We start from the raw sequence: 19,661 nt of genomic DNA on the forward strand, positions 1-19,661 counted from the left end.
GGCCCTGCATGAGTCCCCGGCCGACCGGGGACTCATGCACTGGATGGGCGTTGCAACACCCAACAAGTGCTGGAGATGCCCGACCAGCACCGACGTACGCCGCTCGCGGACGGCCACCGCGAGCGGTCGCCGCACGTCGTCGGTGCCGCGCCCTAGCCTGGGCCCATGCCCCGCACCACCGCCGCGCAGCGTCTGCTCGACGTCCGCACGATCTACCACGAGCCGCAGATCGAGCAGTGGGCGCGCGCCCGGCAGGTGCTGGAGCGCTTCCCCGACGCGGAGCGGGTCGAGGTGCCCTCCCACCAGGACATCCCGGGCCTCTACGGCAACCCGGGCGGGGTCGAGCGCTGGGTGCGCACCAAGCGCGAGGTGCTGGTGCTGGGGGAGAAGAAGAGCCTGGCGGCGCGACCCAACGGCCGCTCGGCCGACTTCATCGCGCCCTCGACGAGCAACGGCTGCGCGATGGCGTGCAGCTACTGCTACGTGCCGCGGCGCAAGGGCTTCGCCAACCCGGTCACGGTCTTCGTCAACATCGAGAAGATCGCCGGCTACCTCGCCCGCCACGCCGCCCGCCAGGGTCCGAAGCCGGAGCCCAACCAGTGCGACCCCACCGACTGGGTCTACGACCTCGGGGAGAACGGGGACTGCTCGGCCGATGCGCTGGTCTCCGACAACGTGCGCGACCTCGTCGACCTCTTCGCCGGGCTGGAGGGGGCGAAGGCGAGCTTCGCGACCAAGCTCGTCAACCGCGACCTGCTCGACTGGGACCCGCGGGGCGGCACCCGGGTCCGGTTCTCGCTGATGCCGGAGCCTATGGCGCACCGCCTCGACCTGCGCACCTCCCGGATCCCCGAGCGGATCGCCGCGGTCAACGACTTCGTCGAGGCCGGCTACGAGGTGCACCTCAACTTCAGCCCGGTCGTGGTGCACGAGCAGTGGCAGGCCCAGTGGGCCGAGCTGTTCGAGCAGGTCGACGACGTCCTCAGCGAGCGCGCCAAGGCCCAGCTGGCCTGCGAGATCATCTTCCTGACCCACAACGAGCAGCTGCACGAGGTCAACCTCGGCTGGCACCCGCGCGGCGAGGAGCTGCTGTGGCGCTCGGACCTGCAAGAGGCGAAGACCAGCCACTCCGGACAGGCCAACGTGCGCTACCGCGCCGGGTGGAAGGGCACCTGGGTCCGCCAGCTCACCGACCTGCTGGCGAGCCGGATGCCCTACTGCCGGGTCCGCTACGCCTTCTGAGCCGGACGTGTGGACCGGGAGTGGTCGGTGTCGGGGCGGCCACGTAGGTTCGGGTCCGTGACAACGCCCGGCACCTACACCCAGCGCGGCGTCTTCGTGTGCTTCGAGGGCGGCGAGGGGTCCGGCAAGTCGACCCAGTCGCGGCTGCTGCGCACCTGGCTGGAGGAGCAGGGCTACCGCGTCGTGCTCACCTTCGAGCCCGGTGACACCCCGGTGGGCCAGGAGCTGCGCCGCATCGTGCTCTCGCCCGAGACCGGCGCCCTGGCCGACCGCACCGAGGCGCTGCTCTACGCCGCCGACAAGGCCGAGCACGTCGAGACGCTGGTGCTGCCCGCGCTCGAGCGTGGCGAGGTCGTCATCACCGACCGCTACGTCGACTCCACGCTGGCCTACCAGGGCGCGGGGCGCAGCCTGCCGGTCGCCGAGGTGGAGCAGGTGGCCCGCTGGGCCACCGGCGACCTGCGCCCGCACCTGACCGTGGTGCTCGACCTCGAGCCCGCTGCCGGCCTGGGCCGCTTCGAGGGCCGCGACCGGATCGAGGGAGAGTCCCTGGAGTTCCACCGACGCGTGCGCGAGGCGTTCGTGGCGATGGCCGCGGCCGACCCCGCGCACTACCTGGTCCTCGACGCCCGCGCCAGCGTCGACGAGATCGCGACCGCGGTGCAGCGCCGGCTCGAGCCGCTGCTCGCCGGCGCGACCCGCGCCGGGGCGGAGGCCCGATGAGCACCCCGGTGGCCACGACCACGGTGTGGGAGCGGCTGGTCGGGCAGCGCCCGGCGATCGAGGCGCTGCGCTCGGCCGCGTCCGGGCGCGGCATGAGTCACGCCTGGCTCTTCACCGGCCCCCCCGGCTCCGGCCGCTCCAACGCCGCGATCGCCTTCGCCGCCGCCCTGCAGTGCGAGAACGCCCCGGACGACCCGGGCTGCGGGCACTGCCACGGCTGCCACACCACGATGGCCGGCAGCCACGCCGACGTCTCCCTGATCCGCACCGAGAAGCTCTCCATCGGCGTCGACGAGGTGCGCGGCCTGGTCCGCCGCTCCGCGCTCGCCCCGGTCGGCAAGCGGTGGCAGGTCCTCGTGGTCGAGGACGCCGACCGGCTCACCGACCAGGCCTGCAACGCGCTGCTCAAGGCGATCGAGGAGCCCACCGAGCGCACGGTGTGGATGTTGTGCGCGCCCACCGTCGACGACGTGCTGCCCACGATCCGCAGCCGCTGTCGGCTGCTCACGCTGACGACACCGTCGTCCCCGGACGTGGCGAGCTTCCTGTCCCGCACCCTCGGCGTGCCCGACGCGCTCGCGTCGTACGCCGCCCGCGCCAGCCAGGGCCACATCGGCCGGGCCCGGGCGCTGGCCACCGACGAGGCGACCCGCAACCGGCGCCGCGAGGTGGTGCTGCACCCCGCGCAGCTCACGACCCTGGGAGCCTGCATGCAGGCCGCCTCCAACCTGGTCGACGTCGCGAAGGAGGAGGCCGAGGCGATCACCGTCGACCTCGACTCGCGGGAGAAGACCGACCTCGACTCCTCCTACGGCGTGGTCGAGCGCGGCCGCCGTCCGCGCGAGTACGCGCCCGCCCTCGCGGCCCTGGAGAAGGGCCAGAAGACCCGCGCCAAGCGCCGGGTCCTCGACGTGGTCGACCGCAGCCTGATGGACCTCGTCTCGGTCTACCGCGACGCGATCGCGCTGGCCGTCGGCGCCGCGGGGCCGCTGGTCAACGAGGAGATCCGACCCGACGTCGAGGAGGTCGTGCGCACCTCGAGCCCCGAGCTCAACCTGCGCCGCATCGACGCGGTCTTCGAGGCCCGCGAGCAGATGCTGGAGTTCAACGTGCCGCCCGCCCTGGCGCTGGAAGCCATGATGGTGGCCCTGATGGTTCCCGAGGGGAGCAGCCGGTGAAGCGTGCTGTGGCGATCGTGGTCGTCTTCGCGATGGTGCTCAGCGTGCTCGGCCTGGCGCTGGCGCTCGTGCTCGGTGGCGTCCTGGGCAGCGACGGGCAGAGCGGCCGGCCGCAGCGCGACGGCCCGGCGCCGACGACCACCCCCAGCGGCGACGCCACCGAGCCGCCCGACCCGGCGCTGGCCGGGTTCTACTCCCAGACCCTGGACTGGCAGCCCTGCGAGAGCGGCCCGGAGAACGAGTGCGCCCGCCTCGAGGTGCCGCTCGACTACGCAGCACCCGACGCCGAGACCATCGAGATCGCCGTGCTCCGCGTGCCCGCGGCCGAGCCCGAGCAGCGGCTCGGCTCGCTCGTGGTCAACCCCGGCGGCCCCGGCGCCCCCGGCACGTCGTACGCCGCCGCCGGCGACGGGGTCTTCCGCGCACCGCTGCTGGCCCGCTACGACATCGTGGGCTTCGACCCGCGAGGCACCGGTGCCTCGGCGCCGGTCGACTGCCTCTCCGACGAGGAGCTGACCCGGTTCCTGGCCGCCGACCCCGCGCCCGACGAGCCGGCCGAGGTGACCGCGCTGGTCGAGGACCTCGAGGACTTCTTCGCCGGCTGCGCCGAGCTCTCGGGCGACCTGGCCGCCCACGTGAGCACGGTCGAGGCCGCGCGCGACATGGACGTGCTGCGCGCCGCGCTGGGCGAGACCGGGCTGACCTACCTGGGGGCCTCCTACGGCACCAAGCTGGGCGCGACGTACGCCGACCTCTTCCCCGACCGCGCCGACCGGCTGGTGCTCGACGGCGCCGTGGACGTGTCCCTGACCGGCCGTGGGCTCAACCTCGGCCAGGCCGCCGGCTTCGAGCGGGCGCTGCGCGCCTACGTCGGCGACTGCGTCGAGAACACCGACGACTGCTTCCTGGGCGACACCGTTCAGGAGGGGCTGGACCGGATCACGGCCTTCCTCGACGACGTCGACGAGGAGCCGATCCCGGCGGGACGCCGAGAGCTCACCGCCGGCAGCGCCTTCTACGGCCTGATCACGCCGCTGTACGTCAGCGACTACTGGTTCCTGCTCAGCCAGGGCCTGGAGACCGCCTTCGAGGGCGACGGCACCACGCTGATGCTGCTGGCCGACACCTACGCCTCGCGCACCCCGAGCGGGGAGTACGCCGACAACTCCGCCGAGGCGATCTACGCCATCAACTGCCTCGACGACCCGTCCTCGACGCCGGTGGAGGACATCCCGGCGCAGGTGCCGGACTTCCTCGAGGTCTCCCCGACCCTGGGCGAGGTCTTCGCCTGGAGCCTGGTCGGGTGCGCCGGCTTCCAGAGCGCGCCGGACGCGCTGGACGGCCCGACCGGCGAGGAGATCACCGCCGCCGGGGCCGAGCCGATCCTGGTCGTCGGCACCACGCGGGACCCCGCGACCCCGTACGAGTGGGCCGAGGCCCTGGCCGCCCAGCTCGAGCCCGGCGTGCTGCTGACCCGCGACGGCGACGGCCACACGGCGTACAACTCGGGCAACGCGTGCATCGACACCGCCATCGAGGACTTCCTCATCGACGGCACCGTCCCCGACGACGGCACCACCTGCTGACCCGGCCCAGATATCGCGCCGACCCGGCCCAGACCTACCGCGTACGCCGCAGCAGCCGCAGCAGCCCGACCACGGAGGCGACGCTGGCAGCGCCCCAGCTGTAGCGGTCGTCCCACAGGGTGATCAGCCCGTCGCGCACCTCGAAGGTGCCGTCGACGTGGAAGCGGCTGCCGTAGGCCTTGAAGGTCAGGGTGTCGTGGCGATCGGTGAGCACGGTCGAGCCGTCGGCGGCGGCGTGGTGCAGCTCGACGCCGACCCCGACGCCGCGTCGGGTGAGCATCTGCAGCGCATCCGCGACCTTCTCGCCGCGCACCGTGGGCAGGCCGGTGTTGCGCCAGACGACATCAGGGGCCAGCAGGGCGACGGCCTGGTCGGTCTCGTCGGCGCTGAGGTGCTGCAGGAACGCGCGGACCACGGCGAGGGGCTCGGTCATGGCGCCACCCTAGGCGCGGGTGTCGCTCAGCGGGGGTTCAACGGCTCGGCGATGGCCTGCATCCGGCGGGTGGCCAGCTCGATCATCAGCTGGGCGGCGGGGGAGAGGACGGCGTTGCTGCGGTGCACGATGGCGAAGGTGTCGAACTGGCGCGGGCGCAGCGAGACCCAGCCGGCGCCGGGGGCCAGTCGGGGCAGCAGCTGCTCGGCGGCTCCCCGGGGGATCACGCTGTCGGCCAGGCCCATCCCGACGAGCTCGACGGCGGTCTCGACGTCCTCGACCTCGATCCGGCTCTGCGGGTTGCGCCCGGCCTCGTGCAGCATCTGGCGCAGCGTGGCGCGGGTGGAGTCGACGGCACGGTAGGTCGTCTCCGGCATCACCAGCGAGGCCTGGGAGAGCCGGTGCGCGGTGACCGGGGAGGCCAGGTGCTCGGCGTGCGCGCTGATGTAGACGAGCTCCTCGCGCGCCACGGGGCGCACCGTCATCCCCTCGCTGGCCACCGTCGAGACGGCCAGCATCGCTGCCTCGAGCCGCCCGCGGCGCAGGTCCTCGACGACCTCGGTGGAGTTCTGGCCCACCAGCTCCACGCGCACGCCCGGGTAGCGGGCCAGCACGTCGGCGATCAGGGCCGCGCCGGCGTACAGCCGGGCGATGCCGAACATCCCGAACCGGATGGTGCCGGTCTCCAACGACTTCACGCTCGCCACCGCCTCCTCGGTCTCGGCGATCGCGGCCAGCACCTTCTCGGCGTAGGGCCGCATCGTGTCGGCGACCGGGGTGGGGACCACACCCCGCCCGACCCGGCGGAAGAGCTGCACGCCCAGGGACTTCTCGAGCGCGCGGACCTGCTCGGAGACCGAGGGCTGGGCGTAACCGAGCTCCTCGGCGGCGCGAGTCAGGGAACCCTGCTCGTAGGTGGCGAGGAAGCATGTGAGCTGGTGCACAGAAAGCACAAGGGCGAGCCTATACCTCGTGCTGGAAAGTCAGGCTACCCCTATGTCTACTGGCGGGTCAGAATAGAGCCAGACAACGTGTCTCCGAGCCGTGAAAGGAATCGCCGTGCTCACTCACCTCTGCACCTCCTGCAGCAAGCGCCAGATCATCTTCCCCACCCAGTTCACGGCGGTCACCGCCTCGGAGCAGGGCCCCGTCGCCACCTTCGACTGCTGGTGCGGCGCCGAGCAGTCCGCCCCGCTGGGCTGGGCGGCTGCCGAGCCCCGCAAGCGCGTCCTCGCCGCCTGAGCGACACCGACGTCGTACGCCGCCGCCTCGCCGCCGCCTGATTTCTCGCGGCCGGGGCGGCGTCTGTATGCTTCGCCGGGTTGCCTGTCGCCGGTCCGCCGGATGTGGGCAGCACGCCGCCTTAGCTCAGTCGGTAGAGCATCTCACTCGTAATGAGAAGGTCGTCGGTTCGATTCCGACAGGCGGCTCCATGTGATGTCGCAGGACATACCGGACAGCCGAACCCTCAGGTCGTGGGTCCGGCCCTCGGGTCTTGCGGCGCTCGCGGTGCTTCGCGTCGCCGCCGCGCTAGTCCTGCGCACGGCCGAGACCGTCCGCCCGACAGACACGCACGTCGGGCTGCCCCCCACACGAGAGGGACAGCCCGACGTTCGGAGAGGGTGCTGCTACATCCGGTCCACCGGCTTGTCGACCACGAAGTCGTGGATGACCCGGCCCATGGAGTAGGTGAAGGTGACGTCGCCGTACAGCAGCGACGTGATGTTCAGTGGATCCGGACCAGGATCAGGCCCAGCGCTGGACGAACTCGGCGGCGGCGGCGTTGACGACGTCGGGGTGCGAGGCGCTCATGAAGTGCTGACCGCCCTCGACGACGCGCAGCTCGGCGTCGGACGAGCCGGTGAAGAAGGTGATCTCCTCCTCGGCGTTGGCGACCGAGTACACCTGGTCCGCGGTGCCCTGCAGCCACAGCACCGGGCACCGCACGCCGTCGAGCCGCGCGTGCAGGCCGTCGCGGTCGCGCAGGTTGATGGTGCACACCCGCAGCCGGTGCCGACCGTCGTCGCCGGTGTAGTTCTGCTGGTAGACCGAGTGCCAGAAGCCCCGCTCGTCCTCGGACACGTCCTCGCCGAGCCCGGCGCCGAGCACCGCGTCGACGAAGTCGGTGGGCACCACCCAGTCGTCGCCGACGGGCTCGGCCAGCGCGTCGATCGAGGGAGAGCAGAACTCGATGCCGTCCCAGCAGCCCCGCTCGCGGCTGCGCGGGGACTCGTAGTCCATCGAGGTGCCGAGCAGGAGGACCCCTTGCACGGTCGCGGGGGCCAGCATCGCCATCCGGGCCGCGATCCAGCCGCCCTGCGAGGTGCCGAGCACGAAGGCCCGCTCGATGCCGAGGGCCTCGAGCACCTGCAGGTTGGCCACCGCGCTGTCCCAGTAGGTGAACTGCTCGTACGCCGCCCGCGTCGCTCCGTGCCCGAAGGGCTCGATGGACAGGAGGTTCGCCGCGCCGCTGAGCTCCTCGCTCGCGAACTGGGGCCGGTAGAGCTCGACCGAGGTGGTGAAGGAGTTCACCAGCACGAGGGTCGGCTTCGAGGCGTCGTACTCCTCGCCGAACCGGTAGCCGATCTGTGAGCCGCCGAGGTGGGGGACGCTGACGGTCTGGGTGTCGTTGCTCAAGATGCTCCTCAGGATGAGCCCGGGGCCGGATCGTCCGCGGACGAGCGGCCGGGCGTGGAGGCGTGCCGGGGATGGAGCGAGATGCCGCACGCCGCTGGCTCGCGGCGTCCCCGCCACGCTAGCCCCGGACAGCGGCGGTGGCCATGGGTGCCAGGGACCCGCCCGAGGGCGAGGTGCTGCCGCCCGCTTCCGGTTAAGATCCGGTGCCGCGCAGGACGCGCGGGGAGGCCCGCCTCCGCGAGCGTGGAGGCACCGACGATGGTAGCGACGGGCTCACCAGGGACCCCGCACGGCTCGGCACCGCCCCCCGACGTGCGCAGCGCCGTCGTGCGGCGGCTGGTGGCCGGAAGCGACCGCAGCTCCTCCCTCGACCGCCTGTGCGAGCTGGCCGCCGCGCTGCTCGACGCCGGCTCCGCCCAGGTGTCGCTGATCGGCGAGACCCAGGTCGTGGTCGGCGGTCACGGCGCCGGGAGCGCCGCCGTCGGGATCGAGACGCCGGCCGAGGACTCCCTGTGCACCGTCACCGTCGGGCTCGGCGCACCCCTGGTGGTGCCCGACGCCGTGGCCGACGTCCGGGTGGGTGGCCTGCCCCCGGTCACCTCCGGCGCGGTCGGTGCCTACCTGGGCGTCCCCCTGGTGGCCTCCGGCGGCCAGGTCGTGGGCGCCCTGTGCGTCTACGACGTCGCGCCCCACGAGTGGTCGCCGCTCGACGAGAGCACCCTGCAGCGGCTGGCGCAGGCGGTGGTCGGCGACCTCGAGCTCGCCGCGCTGAGCTCTGACTACGAGGTGCAGCAGGTGGCCTGGCGGTTGGCGACGGATGCCGCGGGCGTCGGCGCCTGGGAGTGGGACCTGCCCTCCGGCGAGCTGAGGTTCGACGACCGGCTGCTCGAGATCTTCGGCTTCGACCACGACTCGTTCGGCGGCACCATCGAGGCCTTCACCGACGTCGTCCACGTCGAGGACGTGCCGCGCGTGACGGCGGCGCTGGACCGGGCGATCGCCTCCTGCGGCGAGTACGCCGCCGAGTACCGCATCAACCTGCCCGGGGGCGGGGTGCGGTGGATCGCGGCCCGCGGCCGAGCGCTCGGCGACGAGCGCGGACAGGCGGTGCGCGTGCTGGGTGCGGCGTACGACACCACGGCCGTGCAGGAGGGCGAGGCCCGGGTCGCGCGGGTCCTGGAGTCGATGCCCACGGCGTTCTTCCAGCTCGACCGCTCGTGGCGGTTCGCCTACCTCAACGGCGAGGCCGAGCGGCTGCTCGGTCGCAGCCGCGAGGAGCTGGCCGGCCAGGACATCTGGACCTCCTTCCCGGCCGCCGTCGGCAGCGACTTCGAGCACCACTACCGGCTCAGCGCCCGCACCGGCGAGCCCGTCGCCTTCGACGCCTACTACCCCGAGCCGCTCGACGCCTGGTACGAGGTGCGGGGCTGGCCCAACCCCGACGGCCTGGCCGTCTACTTCGTCGACGTGACCGCCCGGCACCGGGCCCAGGAGCAGGTGGTCCGCACAGCGCGGCGCGACGCGCTGGTGGCCGCGGTGACCGAGCAGCTCGCCGGCACCCTCGACCTCGAGGAGGCGGTGGCGCGGCTGGGGGCACTGGTCGTGCCCGAGCTCGGCGACTGGTGCGTGGCGACGCTGGTGGAGGAGCCCGGTCACGAGGGGCGCCTGCCCGGCCTGCGCGACGTCGGCGGGTGGCACCGCGACCGCGACGCCCAGCCCCTCGTCGACCGCTTCGCCGAGGTGCGTCTGACCCGCCTGGTCGACCAGTCCTTCCTGCCCGCCGTCCTGGCCGCGGACCGCCCGATCGTCGCGACCGGGGCGACCGAGGGCCTGTGCAGCATCTTCGAGGAGGGCGAGGTGCCCGACCTGGTGCGCCGGCTCGCCCCCGAGCACGTGGCGGTCGTCAGCCTGCGGGGACGCGATCGCGTCGTCGGGCTGCTGACGGTGCTGCGCGACTCCGCCCGCGGGGGCTTCAGCGGCAACGACCTCGACACCCTGGGTCAGGTCGCGGAACGGGCCGGTCTCGCGGTCGACAACGCGCGGCTCTTCGCCGAGCAGCGGGACCTGGCCGAGGGGCTCCAGCGCAGCCTGCTCACGGCGCCGCCGCAGCCCGACCACCTCGAGATCGTGGTGCGCTACGAGGCCGCGGCCGAGACCGCGCAGGTGGGCGGCGACTGGTACGACGCGTTCGTCCAGGACGCCGGCGCCACGATGCTGGTCATCGGCGACGTGGTCGGTCACGACACCGCCGCCGCGGCCGCCATGGGCCAGGTCCGCAACCTGCTGCGCGGGGTGTCGGTCTTCAGCGGCCTGGGCCCCGGCGACGTGCTGCACGGCGTCGACCGGGCCCTCGACACGCTGGGGGTGGACACCACCGCCACTGCCGTCCTCGCCCGCCTCGAGCAGACCCCGGAGGAGGTCGAGGAGGGCGTGACCCGGCTGCGGTGGTCCAACGCCGGGCACCCACCCCCGGCCGTGCTGACGCCCGAGGGCACCGTCGACCTGCTGCTCACCGACGATCCCGACCTGCTGCTGGGCCTCGACCCCGACGTACGACGCGGGGAGCAGCAGGTGGTGCTGCGGCGCGGCTCGACGGTGCTGCTCTTCACCGACGGCCTGGTCGAGCGCCGCGGCGAGGACCTCGACGTGGGCCTGGAGCGGCTGCGGCGCGAGCTGGCCAGCCTGGCCGTGGGCGACCCTCCGCTCGACGAGCTGTGCGACCGGCTGCTGGCCCGGATGGTGCCCAGCGTGCGGGAGGACGACATCGCGCTGGTCGCCGTCAGGCTGCACGAGCAGGACGGCCCGCCGCCGTCGCGGCGCGTCCAGCCGGGCCCCGGCGTCGAGGCGGTCGAGCTCGAGCGGTCACCCACGGTGAGCGGCCGGATCGTGCGGACCCGCTTCCCCGCCGACCCCGCGAGCGTCCCGGGCGCGCGGCGGTTCGTGCGTGAGGCGCTGCGCGGGCGCGGCGCCGAGCTGGTCGACGACGCGGAGCTGTGCGTGGGCGAGCTGGCCGCCAACGCCGCGCTGCACAGCGGTGGGGCGATGATGGACGTCTCGGTGCGCCTCGACCACGGCGCCACCACGGTCGCGGTGACGGACGAGGGCGACGTGCCCGTCGAGGCCCTGATGCCCCGTCTGGTCGTCGAGCCCGGCGCGGCTCACTCCGAGCCCACGACCGGGCGCGGGCTGGGGATCGTCTCCGTCCTCGCCGACGACTGGGGGGTCGAGCGGGTCCCCGGTGGCACGAGGGTCTGGGCGCGGCTCGTCGACGAGCGCGTCGACAGCGTCGTACGCCCGCCCGACTCGGCGCCCGGCCCCGAGCAGGGGCCACGGGCCGACGCGGTCGCCGGGTCCGAGCGGGTGCACCTGCGGGCCTGCCCCGTGGAGCTGTGGTTGCGCCAGGACGCGCACATCGACGAGCTGGTCCGGGACCTGCAGCTGTTGTCCGCGACCCACGCGCTCGATCCCGCGCTGGGCTCGATGAGCGAGGTGCGCGACCTCCTCGCCGTCTTCGGCCCCGTCCGTCGGGCCATCCGTCGCTCGGTCGAGGACGCCCGCTCGCGGGGGCTGGCCGAGGTGGACGTCGTGGTGCAGCTGCCGCCCTCGGTGGCGGACGACGCCGCACGCCTGCACCGGCTCCTCACCGCTACCGACGTGAGCCTCGACGAGGAGCGGCTGCTGACGGTGCGCGCCGAGCCGGAGGTGCTGCGGTTGCGGGCGTGGATGATCGCCCAGGTCCGCGGCCAGACGGAACGCCCAGACGAGGGTGAGCCGTGGCCGGCCTGGTTGCGGCGTACCGTGCCCGGCTGAGGGTCCGGGCGGGAGCCCGGGCTCGTCGACGAGTCGACCGGCACGATCTCCACCGACCGAACGGGACAGCTGTGAACGACCTCATCTTCGCCAACGGACGGCTCTTCGACGGGCTGACCTACCACCACGACAACGCCGTGGGCGTGCGGGGCAGGAAGATCTACGCCGTGGGCCCGCTCGACCGGGTCCGCGAGGAGATGTCCGCGGCCGGCCGGAAGATCGAGGAGGTCGACGCCGCCGGGGGCCTGGTGATGCCGGCCTTCCACGACGCACACGTCCACCCGCTGATCGGGGGCCTGGAGCTGCGCAGCGCCCTGCTCACCGACTGCAGCAGCGCCGAGGAGTGCCTCGACACCATCGCCGACGCGGTCGCCGAGCAGGGCGACGCGCAGCGCGACGCCTGGTTCCGCGGTGGCGGCTGGTCGCTGGAGCACTTCGACCCACGCACGGGGCCGACCGCGGAGATGCTGGACCGCGTCGTACCCGACCGGCCGGCTTTCCTGCCCAGCAACGACCACCACAACGCCTGGGTGAACACCCGCGCGCTGCAGCTCGCCGGCATCGACAAGCACACCCCCGACCCGGAGGACGGCTGGATCGAGCGGGACGACGACGGGAACCCGACCGGCACGCTGCGCGAGTCCGCCGCGGGGCTGGTGCACCGGCTCGTCGACACGACCCGCGAGGAGAAGGCTGCGGCGCTGCGCGACGCCCAGGCGCACCTGCACTCGTGGGGGATCGTGGGCTGGCAGGACGCCCTGGTCGGTGGGTACGCCGGCATCGACGACCCGACCCAGGCCTACCTCGACCTCGTGGCGGCCGACGAGCTCACCGCGCGCGTGCGGCTCGCCCTGTGGTGGGACCGCCACAGGGGCGTGGAGCAGGTCGAGGAGCTGGAGGCGGAGCGCGCCCGGCTCGCCGAGGCCGGCCTCGACGCGGGCTCGGTCAAGCTGATGGTCGACGGCGTCTCCGAGACCCTGACCATGGCGGTGGACGAGCCCTACCTCGGCGGCGCCCGCTGTCCCTGCGCCGGAGGGGAGCGGGGCCTCACCTTCCTCGGCCCCGAGCAGCTGGACGAGGCCGTGACCGCCCTGGACGCCGCAGGCTTCCAGGCACACTTCCACGCCCTGGGCGACCGGGCCGTGCGGACCTCCCTCGACGCGATCGCCGCCGCGCGACGCCACAACGGGTGGAGCCACCAGCGCCACCAGCTCGCGCACCTGCAGCTGGTCGCGCCCCGCGACCGCAACCGGTTCCGCCTGCTCGGCGCGATCGCGAACGTCGAGGGGATGTGGGCCCGCTACAACACGCCCGCGGTGCAGATGGTCGAGCCCTACCTCGACGAGGAGCGTCGCGAGTGGCAGTACCCGTTCGCCGACATCGTCGACAGCGGGGCCCTCGTGGCGGGCGGCTCGGACTGGCCGATCAACCCGCCCGACCCGATGGAGGGCATCCACGTCCTGGTGAACCGTTCCTCGCGCAGCACCGACGAGCGCGACGAGGAGCCCCCGATGCGCGACGAGCAGGGGCTCACCCTGAGCCAGGCCCTGCAGGCCTACACGAGCGGTGCCGCCCATGCCAACCACCAGGAGGACTCCGGCAACCTCCGGGTCGGGGCCTCCGCCGACATCCTGGTCCTGGACCGGGACCCGTTCGACCTGCACGAGGACGAGATTGGCTCCGCGGAGCCGGTCACCGCCTGGGCGCGGGGCTCGGAGGTCTACCGCCGCGACTGACCGCCGGCCGAGCAGTCACTTCTGCACCACCGACCAGTCACTTGTGCACCCTCCAGAAGTCAGCTCTGCACCGCGGAGATGCTCCTGGAGGCAGGGACCCCCGTGCTTCGTCAGGCAGGTGGTTCGACCCGCCGTCGCGTCGGGAGCTGTGGCCGCGCCGTAGCCGGAAGGACCGAAGGGGCCATGGCCGGCGTCCGCCCCGCGGGGACCGGGCGTCGGTCGGCCGTTCGGTCCTCCTGACTACGAGAGGCCGGGACCGACCCCACATCCGGAGCGTCGCAGGGCTGGGGGGAGCGCGTCCGGGAACTGGCGACGGCTCGGCGCTCGCGGCGCTGGTAACTTGGGCGCTTCCGACCACGCCCGGGGTCCGGCCCCGCCGTCCCGCCGTTCCCCGAGGAGTCGATCAGTCATGGGTGGGCACCACCGCAGGCCGGGCCGCGACGAGCTCGTGCGCACGCCCCGCGCCGCGTGGCTGGTGCTGGCGCCGATCGCGCTGCTGACCCTGGCGGCGATGGTGTGGCTGTGGCCCACCGAGGACCTGTCCCCACCCGAGGGCCAGAGCGGTGTGGCGCAGTACCAGGGCAGCATCTCCGCGATCGAGCGCACCGAGTGCACCGAGGAGCTCAGCGACGACGTCAACGGCTGCGGCACCGCCACGGTGGCGCTGGAGGTGCCTGAGGACGACCCGCGTGAGAACCCGGTCGAGACCGCGGACGTGCCGCTGCCCAACGGGCCCGGCGCACCCGAGGTCGACGAGGGCGACGACGTCGTGCTGATCCTCAACGAGACCCCCGACGGGGAGTCCTACGCCATCGTCGACCACCAGCGCGGCACCGGCCTGGTGCTGCTCGTGGGGGCCTTCGTGCTGGCGATGGTGGCGTTCGGGCGCTGGCGCGGCGTGAGCGCGCTGGCCGGTCTCGGCGTCACCTTCGTGCTGCTGCTCTACTTCGTGGTGCCCGCGATCCTCGCGGGCTCACCGCCCCTGCTGGTCGCGATCGTCGGCTCGGCCGCGATCATGCTCACCGTCCTGTACCTGACCCACGGGCTCGCGGCCACGACCACGGTCGCAGTGCTCGGCACCCTGGCCAGCCTCACCCTCACCGGCCTGCTCTCCGCGCTGGCTGTCTCCGCGCTGCACCTGACCGGGGTCACCGACGACCTCTCGCTGGCCGTCGGGACGACCCAGGGTGTGAACACGCAAGGCCTGCTGCTGGCCGGCATCGTCATCGGTTCGCTGGGCGTGCTCGACGACGTCACCGTCACCCAGGCCGCCACCGTCGCCGAGCTCGCGCGCGCCAACCCGGCGTACGGCGCCCGCCAGCTCTTCGTCGCCGGCAGCCGGGTGGGGCGCTCCCACATCGCCTCGGTCGTGAACACCATCGTGCTGGCGTACGCCGGCTCCGCGCTGCCGCTGCTGATCCTGATCGTGGCCAACACCGAGTCCTTCGGCGGCGTCGTGACCGACCAGATCATCGCCCAGGAGGTGGTGCGCAGCGTCGTGGCCACCCTCGGCCTGGTCGCTGCGGTGCCGCTCACCACGGGGCTGGCGGCGGTGGTGCTGCGCGCTCACCCCAGGACGGTCAGCGGCAGGCCCTCGCAGGGAAGCACGGTCGCGTAGGCCGACCGGCTGACCGGATCCCCGGCGAAGACGCGGGGGTCGCCCGAGAGCACGACCCGGTCGTGGTGGTTGACCAGGGTGGCCCCCGACGTGCGGAAGGCCGCGAGCATCTCCTTCTCGAGCGTCTCGGCGAGGACGTCGGCCCCCATCATCCCGACCAGCCGGCCCTGCGCCGTCACCGGGACGGTGGTGGTGAGGACGAACTCGTCGGTGCAGACGTAGTCGATGTAGGGGCCGGTCACGTGCAGCCGTCCGGTCCGCGCAGGGGTGCGGAACCACTCCTGGTGGCGGTAGTCGGCGTACCGTCCCAGGGCCGCCGACCCGGACATCAGCTCCCGGTCCTCGCCCTGCCACCAGGCCAGGAGGTGCCCCTGGTCCTCGAGCAGGCCCGGTGCGGCGACGAACCCGCCGCCCAGCAGGCGGGAGTCCTCCAGTAGCGCCAGCGCGAGCGGCCGGGCGTGGGACAGCACCTGCTCGCGCGAGCGCTCGCCCTCGCCCAGGGCGGCGGCCATGCGCTCCCCGTGGGCGGCCAGGCGCGCGCCGAGGTCGTGGAAGAACGACTCGACCAGGGACCTCGAGTCGGCGGCGGGCTCGGGCATGCGGCTCACGGTACGGCCACCCGCAGCTCGGCGAGGTCCTCGAGGGCGCGGCGCACGCGAGCGCGCATGCTGGAGCGGGCGCCGTCCCCGTCCCGGGCGGCGACCGCAGCCACGACCTCGAGCTGGTGGGCGTGGACGCGCACGCGGTGCGCGTCGTCGAAGAGCGGCAGCCGGACCAGGGCGCCGAAGTCGGCCTCGAGCCGCATCACCTCACGCGACAGCCGGGCCGACTGCGTCAGCGCGGCCAGCGCCAGGTGGAGCTCGGTGTCGGCGTGACGCCATCCGCCTAGGTCGGTGCTGGTGAGGTCCGGCAGCAGGCGGCGCAGGTCCTCGACGTCCTCCTCGTCGGCCCGTTCGGCGGCCAGCTCGGCGCAGGCGGCCAGCAAGGACGCGTAGTACGTGCCCCGGTCCACGAGGTCGACCTTGCTCATGGCGCTGAGCCGTCGGCGGATGTCGTCGGTGTCGTCGGCGTTCGGCCTGCGCACGAACGAGCCGCCACCCCGCCCCCGGGTCGTGGTCACCAGTCCGCTGGTCCGCAGGGCGCCCAGCGCCTCGCGCGCGGTCACCGGGGCCACCCCGAGCAGTGCGGCGAGCTCGGCCTCGCTGGGCAGGCGCTCGCCGTCGGCGAGCACGCCGGACCGGATGGCCTCCTCGAGCCGCTTCTCGACCCGTACGGCGCGGCCGGCGTTCCCGATCGGCGCGAAGACGGCCGACCGGGTGCGTGAGCTGAGCCGACGGATCGCCGCCACGCCACCACCTCTCGTCGGGTGCGGCCAGTCTGGCACCGTCGCGGGGAGAGGGGCTAGACACATAACCTCTGCAGTCATAGGTTTTGTGTCCCGAGTCACGCAGGGACAGGAATCTGATGGACCATCCTCAGCGGCACCCCCCGGCCATCGAGCTCGTCGGGCTGAGCAAGAGCTTCGGACGCGTCCAGGCCGTCGACGGCGTGGACCTGGAGATCGCCGACGGCGAGTTCTTCTCGATGCTCGGCCCGTCGGGATCGGGGAAGACCACCGTGCTGCGCCTGATCGCCGGCTTCGAGCGACCGAGCGCGGGGACCATCCGGCTCGCCGGGTCGGACGCGACGGGGGCGGCCCCCTTCGAGCGGCCCGTCAACACCGTCTTCCAGGACTACGCGCTCTTCCCGCACATGAGCATCCTGGAGAACGTCGCCTACGGCCTCCGGGTGCGCGGGGTGGGCAAGGCGGAGCGCCGGTCCTCGGCCCGCGACGCCCTCGACACGGTCCAGCTGGGCCACCTGGCCGATCGTCGCCCCTCCCAGCTGTCGGGAGGCCAGCGCCAACGGATCGCCCTGGCCCGGGCGATCGTGGTGCGCCCCAAGGTCCTGCTCCTCGACGAGCCGCTCGGGGCGCTCGACCTCAAGCTGCGCGAGCAGATGCAGGTCGAGCTGAAGGCCCTGCAGCGTGAGCTCGGCATCACCTTCGTGTTCGTCACCCACGACCAGGAGGAGGCCCTCACCCTCAGCGACCGGATCGCCGTCTTCAACGAGGGGCGCATCGTCCAGCTCGGCACGCCGCGCGAGATCTACGAGGAGCCCCAGTCGGAGTACGTCGCCACCTTCGTCGGCACCTCCAACGTCCTCGACGAGCCCGCCGCCCGGTCGCTGCTGGGCCGGGAGGGCCGGTTCGCGCTGCGTCCCGAGAAGATCCACATCGCCGGCCCGGCGCCGCAGCACGCCGTCTCGGTGCGCGGTGTCGTCGTCGAGACGATCTACCTGGGCACCGGCCGTCGGGTCGTGGTCGACGCCGACGACGGGATCCGGCTGGTCGTCCTCGAGGCCGGCACCACCCCGACGACGTCGAGCGCGGCGACGAGGTCACGGCGTGGTGGCGACCGGAGGACGTCGTGCCGCTCGAGGCGTCGGCCCGCCCCGCCGGCGCCCGGACCTGACCCCGCACCCCGATCACCAGCCCCGACCCCGGAGCCCCGCACCCACGAAGAAGGACGGACACGAGATGAAGCAGACCACCCGCCGGCGGCGCCTGAGCGCCCTGGCCATCGCAGGCCTGGCCTGCAGCGCGGCCCTGACCGCCTGCGGCAGCGACGACGAGACCAGCACCACGGCCGCCGACGAGCTCGGCGAGATGGAGGGCGAGGTCTCGATCCTGGCCTGGCCCGGCTACGTCGAGGACGGCAGCAACGACCCGGCCGTCGACTGGGTCAGCTCGTTCGAGGAGGAGACGGGGTGCCAGGTGACCAGCAAGGTCTACGGCACCTCCGACGAGGCGTTCAACCTGACGAAGACCGGTGACTACGACGTCATCGCCGCGTCCGGGGACCTGACCCTGCGGATGATCGCGGCGGACCAGGCCGCCGAGGTCAACACCGACCTGGTGCCCAACTACGACCTGGTCTTCGACTTCCTCAAGGACCAGGAGTGGAACACCGTCGACGGCAAGAACTACGGCGTGCCGCACGGCTACGGCGCCAACCTGCTGATGTACAACGCCGACGTCGTGGACGAGCCGACCTCGTGGTCGGTGGTGTTCGACGAGAGCGACCAGTACGCCGGCAAGGTCACCGCGTACGACTCCCCGATCTACATCGCGGACGCGGCCATGTACCTGATGGCCACCCAGCCCGACCTGGGCATCGAGAACCCCTACGCCCTCGACGAGGACCAGCTGGCCGCGGCGGTCGACCTCCTCAAGCAGCAGCGGGAGAACGTCGGCGAGTACTGGTCGGACTACCTCAAGGAGGTGTCGGCCTTCAAGACCGGCGACTCCGTGGTCGGCACCACCTGGCAGGTCATCGCCAACACCATCGACAAGCCCAACATCAAGGTGACGCTCCCCGAGGAGGGCGTCACCGGCTGGAACGACACCTGGATGATCTCCTCGCAGTCGCAGAACGTGAACTGCGCCTACGCCTGGCTCGACCACATCGAGGACCCGGAGATCAACGCGCAGGCCACCGAGTACTTCGGCGAGTCGCCCAACAGCCAGGAGGCCTGCGACTTCGCCAGCGAGGGGTTCTGCGAGACCTACCACGCCGGTGACCAGGAGTTCTCGGACCAGATCTGGTACTGGCGGACCCCGGTCGCGGAGTGCCTCGACGGGCGTACCGACGTGGAGTGCACCGACTACTCCGACTGGACCAAGGCCTGGACCGAGATCAAGGGCTGATCCTCCTTGGCCGCCCCCGACCCCACCGCGGTAGCCGCTCCACGCAGAGCGGCCACCGCCCGGGTCTCCTCCTTCCTGGCCACCCACGGCTGGGCGCGCCTGGTGCTCTTCCTGACCGCGCCCCTGGCCTGGCTGGTGCTGGTCTACGTCGTGGCCCTGGCGCTGCTGCTCGTCGCAGCGCTGTGGTCGGTCGACTCGTTCACCGGGGAGGTCGACCGGTCGCTGACGCTGGACAACTTCCGCGAGCTGGTCACCGAGCCGCTCTACCGCACCGTCACCCTGCGCACCCTGGGGGTGGCCGGCCTGGTGACGGTCATCGACGTGGCCGTGGCGCTGCCGATCGCCTTCTACATGGGCAAGGTGGCCACCCCACGGGTACGCCGCGCGCTGGTGGTCGCGGTGCTCACCCCGCTCTGGGCCAGCTACCTGGTCAAGGCCTTCGCGTGGCGCTCGCTGCTCTCGGACGCCGGCCTGGTCGACTGGGCGGCGGGTCTGGTCGGGATGGACGGCCCGGGGTACGGGCTCACCGCGGTCGTCCTGGCACAGGCCTACATCTGGTTGCCCTACGTGATCCTGCCCATCTACGCCGGGGTCGAGCGGGTCCCCGACTCGCTGCTCGAGGCGTCGGGCGACCTGGGCGCCCCCGCCTGGACCACGCTGCGGATGATCGTGATGCCGCTGCTGCTGCCCTCGATCCTCGCCGGGACCATCTTCAGCTTCTCGCTGACCCTGGGGGACTACATCACCGTGAACATCGTCGGCGGGGCCAACCAGATGCTCGGCAACCTGGTCTTCGTCAACGTCGGCGCCGCCAACAACCTGCCGCTCGCGGCGACGATCGCCCTGATCCCCATCGTCATCATGCTCGGCTACCTGGCCGCGGTGCGCCGCACCGGCGCCCTGGACAACCTGTGAGCGCCACCGGCACGACGCTCCCGCGCCACGGAGGT

At 72.8% G+C, this 19,661-nt stretch carries 16 protein-coding genes and 1 tRNA gene; 12 read left to right on the top strand and 5 right to left on the bottom strand.

The window, feature by feature from the left end; all coding sequences use genetic code 11:
- Nucleotides 1-165 precede the first annotated feature (165 nt).
- Genes I601_RS07840 through I601_RS07855 form a run of 4 tightly spaced genes read left to right on the top strand, consistent with a single transcriptional unit; the run spans nt 166 to nt 4,729 of the window.
- Nucleotides 166-1,242, top strand: coding sequence for a spore photoproduct lyase family protein (locus tag I601_RS07840; protein ID WP_068107982.1), 1,077 nt, complete (start codon nt 166-168; stop codon nt 1,240-1,242).
- 57 nt (nt 1,243-1,299) lie between these two features.
- Nucleotides 1,300-1,965 (top strand): dTMP kinase, encoded by a 666-nt coding sequence (gene tmk, locus I601_RS07845; RefSeq protein WP_068107983.1) that lies wholly within the window; start codon nt 1,300-1,302, stop codon nt 1,963-1,965.
- Entirely contained in the window at nt 1,962-3,143 is a 1,182-nt protein-coding gene (locus I601_RS07850) for a DNA polymerase III subunit delta' (RefSeq protein ID WP_068107985.1), read from the top strand. Before tmk ends, I601_RS07850 begins: the two co-directional genes overlap by 4 nt.
- Nucleotides 3,140-4,729: an alpha/beta hydrolase gene (locus tag I601_RS07855; RefSeq protein ID WP_084527329.1), complete on the top strand. Its 1,590-nt coding sequence runs from the start codon at nt 3,140-3,142 to the stop codon at nt 4,727-4,729. The genes I601_RS07850 and I601_RS07855 overlap by 4 nt, the downstream gene beginning before the upstream one ends.
- A 34-nt stretch (nt 4,730-4,763) precedes the next feature.
- On the opposite strand, the gene I601_RS07860 is transcribed toward I601_RS07855, so the two are convergent.
- Nucleotides 4,764-5,162: a limonene-1,2-epoxide hydrolase family protein gene (locus tag I601_RS07860; protein ID WP_068107987.1), complete on the bottom strand. Its 399-nt coding sequence runs from the start codon at nt 5,160-5,162 to the stop codon at nt 4,764-4,766.
- A 26-nt stretch (nt 5,163-5,188) separates the two neighbouring features.
- A complete protein-coding gene (locus tag I601_RS07865; RefSeq protein ID WP_068107989.1) occupies nt 5,189-6,115 on the bottom strand; it encodes a LysR family transcriptional regulator in 927 nt (308 codons plus the stop codon).
- A 106-nt stretch (nt 6,116-6,221) separates the two neighbouring features.
- On the opposite strand from I601_RS07865, the gene I601_RS07870 reads away from it, so the two are divergent.
- Together I601_RS07870 and I601_RS07875 are read left to right on the top strand one after the other, a co-directional pair.
- Nucleotides 6,222-6,404, top strand: coding sequence for a hypothetical protein (locus tag I601_RS07870; protein WP_068107991.1), 183 nt, complete (start codon nt 6,222-6,224; stop codon nt 6,402-6,404).
- Between the two features lie 115 nt (nt 6,405-6,519).
- A tRNA-Thr gene (locus tag I601_RS07875) sits at nt 6,520-6,595 on the top strand.
- Nucleotides 6,596-6,908: 313 nt separating this feature from the next.
- Here the strand turns inward: I601_RS07875 and I601_RS07885 are convergent.
- Nucleotides 6,909-7,799: an alpha/beta fold hydrolase gene (locus I601_RS07885; RefSeq protein WP_068107995.1), complete on the bottom strand. Its 891-nt coding sequence runs from the start codon at nt 7,797-7,799 to the stop codon at nt 6,909-6,911.
- A 258-nt stretch (nt 7,800-8,057) separates the two neighbouring features.
- Between I601_RS07885 and I601_RS07890 the strand changes: the two genes are divergently transcribed.
- The 3 genes from I601_RS07890 (at nt 8,058) to I601_RS07900 (ending at nt 14,963) form a co-directional block, all read left to right on the top strand.
- Entirely contained in the window at nt 8,058-11,609 is a 3,552-nt protein-coding gene (locus tag I601_RS07890) for a SpoIIE family protein phosphatase (protein WP_218917772.1), read from the top strand.
- 71 nt (nt 11,610-11,680) lie between these two features.
- Nucleotides 11,681-13,345, top strand: a complete 1,665-nt coding sequence (locus tag I601_RS07895) for an amidohydrolase (RefSeq protein ID WP_068107998.1) — start codon at nt 11,681-11,683, stop codon at nt 13,343-13,345.
- 409 nt (nt 13,346-13,754) lie between these two features.
- The gene (locus I601_RS07900; protein ID WP_068108000.1) at nt 13,755-14,963 is read left to right on the top strand and encodes a YibE/F family protein; all 1,209 of its coding nucleotides are present in this window, start codon (nt 13,755-13,757) and stop codon (nt 14,961-14,963) included.
- On the opposite strand, the gene I601_RS07905 is transcribed toward I601_RS07900, so the two are convergent.
- Both I601_RS07905 and I601_RS07910 read right to left on the bottom strand, forming a co-directional pair.
- Nucleotides 14,912-15,562, bottom strand: a complete 651-nt coding sequence (locus I601_RS07905) for a cache domain-containing protein (protein WP_157519963.1) — start codon at nt 15,560-15,562, stop codon at nt 14,912-14,914. The two genes, I601_RS07900 and I601_RS07905, sit on opposite strands and share 52 nt — an antisense overlap.
- Before the next feature lie 5 nt (nt 15,563-15,567).
- Nucleotides 15,568-16,311: a FadR/GntR family transcriptional regulator gene (locus I601_RS07910; RefSeq protein ID WP_237089584.1), complete on the bottom strand. Its 744-nt coding sequence runs from the start codon at nt 16,309-16,311 to the stop codon at nt 15,568-15,570.
- Nucleotides 16,312-16,427: 116 nt separating this feature from the next.
- Here I601_RS07910 and I601_RS20740 point away from each other — a divergent pair, with 116 nt between their 5' ends.
- Genes I601_RS20740 through I601_RS07925 form a run of 3 tightly spaced genes read left to right on the top strand, consistent with a single transcriptional unit; the run spans nt 16,428 to nt 19,626 of the window.
- Complete coding sequence (locus tag I601_RS20740; protein ID WP_218917773.1) at nt 16,428-17,837, top strand: ABC transporter ATP-binding protein; 1,410 nt, start codon at nt 16,428-16,430, stop codon at nt 17,835-17,837.
- Entirely contained in the window at nt 17,779-18,711 is a 933-nt protein-coding gene (locus tag I601_RS07920; RefSeq protein WP_218917872.1) for an extracellular solute-binding protein, read from the top strand. The genes I601_RS20740 and I601_RS07920 overlap by 59 nt, the downstream gene beginning before the upstream one ends.
- A 6-nt stretch (nt 18,712-18,717) precedes the next feature.
- Nucleotides 18,718-19,626, top strand: a complete 909-nt coding sequence (locus tag I601_RS07925; RefSeq protein WP_084527335.1) for an ABC transporter permease — start codon at nt 18,718-18,720, stop codon at nt 19,624-19,626.
- Nucleotides 19,627-19,661: the final 35 nt, after the last annotated feature.

Source organism: Nocardioides dokdonensis FR1436, from assembly GCF_001653335.1.
Lineage (GTDB): Bacteria > Actinomycetota > Actinomycetes > Propionibacteriales > Nocardioidaceae > Nocardioides > Nocardioides dokdonensis.